The 2,340-nt window shown below is 68.6% G+C and carries 1 protein-coding gene; it reads right to left on the bottom strand.

Features of this window, described 5'->3' with window-relative positions:
- On the bottom strand, positions 1 to 2,276 hold a 2,276-nt coding region (locus AW273_RS35760; protein ID WP_062358204.1), incomplete at its 3' end, for a family 43 glycosylhydrolase.
- Positions 2,277 to 2,340: the final 64 nt, after the last annotated feature.

The raw sequence follows: 2,340 nt of genomic DNA, 5'->3' as shown, positions 1-2,340 counted from the left end.
ATCAGCTCGTGCTCGCCCAGGGCGAGCGTGTAGAGGGTGATCGCGCCGGGCTGGACCGGCTGCCCGTCCAGGGTCGCGGTGATGGTGGCGACGCCCGACTCGTTGTCCTCGGCGGTCCAGCCGAGGGTCAGGTCGCCGCTGTCGCCGTACTCGCCGCCGTCTTCCACGCCCGAGACCTCGACCGCGGGAGCGGTCTCGTCGGGGGCCTCACTCTCGAAGGCCCACGAGTCGATCTCGAACAGGTCGGCGCCGGCCGGTCCGGCGTACGTGAAGTACACGTCGTGCACGCCGGTGAGGCCGTCGAGTTCGGCGGTCAGCTCCGTCCACGCGTTGAGCGGGGCGTCGACGGGGATCGTCGCGACCACCGGCGCGGTCCGGTCGTCGAGGCGGACGTCGATCCGGCCGCCGGCGACGAGGGGCCGCACCTTGGCGGTGAGCGCGGTGGCACCCTTCTCACCGAAGTCGACCGACGCGAGCGAGGTCCAGTCGCCGGTGTCGACGTCGTGCAGCACGAGGTTGGGCGCCTGTGCGCCGAACTCCGCCGAGGAGCCCTCGACCTTCTTGGTGGCGATGCCCTGCTGCCACGCGATGGTCTCGGCCTCGATCACCCGGTAGGGGGCCAGGTCGCGGATGTTCTCGACGCCGTCGTAGGTGCCGAGCACCTCCTTGACCGTGCCGTCCCCGTTGAATTCGAGCTTGGCGATGTGCGGGCTGCGGAAGCCCTGGGTCGCGCCGCCGGTGATGCGGCGGTTGAGCGTCTGGGCGTGGTAGGTGAAGTAGTAGTCCCCGCCGAGCTGGAACACCGACTGGTGGTTGTTGCCGCCCGCGCCGAAGAAGTTGCCGGGGTTGCGGAAGATCACACCCTTGTACTTGTCGGCGGTCCAGGGGCCCATCGGGTTGTCGGCGACCATGTAGGCGATCGCGCCGGTCGGGGGACCGGCCGGGTCGATCGGGCCGCCGAAGCCGAAGTTCGAGGAGTACGAGTAGTAGTACTTGCCCTCGCGCTTGAAGACGTGGCCCGCCTCGAACATGAGCGGCCCGTCGATGACCTCGGCCGAACCGACGGTGCTCGTCATGTCGTCGCCGAGCTTGATCACGCGGGTCGACTTGGGGTGGTTGGTGTTCTCGTAGCTGCGCGACCCGTCGTCGCCGCCACCGCCGAAGTAGAGGTAGGCCTGGCCGTCGTCGTCGATGAAGACACCCGGGTCGAAGAGCCAGTTGACCCCGTTGGACGCGCCCGGCGTCGCGCCGGTGATCAGCAGGCTGCCCCGCTCGTCCCGCCACGGGCCGACCGGCGAGTCGCCGACGATGACGCCGGTGGCGGCGCCGTTGTTGGCGAAGTAGAGGAAGAACTTCTCCTTGCCGTCGACGACCTTGCTCTCCATCGCCGGGGCCCACGACTGGCTCGCGTACTTGGCGACCCCGCTCGGCCCGGCGACCGGGATCTCGCCGTGGTCGACCCAGTTGACCAGGTCGTCGGAGGAGATGACGGTGATGGTGTTGATGCCGCCGTAGGTGTTGGTCGGGGAGATCCCGTTCGGGCCCGGGTTGTACACCTGCGTGTCGTTGGTCATGTAGAGGTAGACCCGGCCGTCGTGGACGAAGGCGTTGCCGTCGGCCCCGAACTTGTGCGAGATGAGCGGGTTGCCCTCACCGGGGTTCTTGCCGAGCACCTCGATCGTGGTCGACGGAGTGAACTCCCGGAGGGTCACGTCGTCGACCTTGAAGTCCATGAGGTGCGTGTCGGGCGCCGACGAGGGCGTCTGCGTCCACGGGGTCTCGACGAAGATCCGCGCGGTCGCCACGCTCTGCGCGGCGGGGATGGTGAACGTGCCCTGGATCAGGCCCCACTGCCCGCGCGGGGTGGTCACGGTGCCGAGGTTGGTGTACGTCCCCCCGCCGTAGTGCATGGTGACGAAGAACTGCTTGGTGGCCGGGCTGTTCGGGTTCTCATACTTCACCCGTGCCGTGACCGAGTAGGTCTTGCCGGCCTCGACCTTGCCCGACAGATCCTGCATCGGGCCTGATCCGGTCGTCATCCGCTGGGTGACCGCGACGGCGGCAGAACCGGAGTAGGCGTCGGTCGTCGGGGTCAGCGTGGCCGTGTCGGTGGCGTTCCCGTTGTTCGGGAACCAGCCGGTGAGGCCCGACTCGAAGCCGCCGTTGACGATGAGGTCCGGGCCGGCCGCCTGTACGGGCGCGGCCGTGACGGCCGACAACGTGCCCAGCATCGCGGCGGCGGTCACGATCGCGGCGAAGCGCGAGCGTAATTTCACGAGATGTTCTCCTTGTTCCTCGGATCTTGTGCTGAACCGGCGGTCAGGTCCGGGGGGTTCCTCC

Source organism: Herbidospora yilanensis, from assembly GCF_001570565.1.
In the GTDB taxonomy this organism is placed as follows: Bacteria; Actinomycetota; Actinomycetes; order Streptosporangiales; family Streptosporangiaceae; genus Herbidospora; species Herbidospora yilanensis.
Note: the sequence above shows the minus strand (reverse complement) of the source record. Positions and strands in the feature narration are given on the sequence as shown.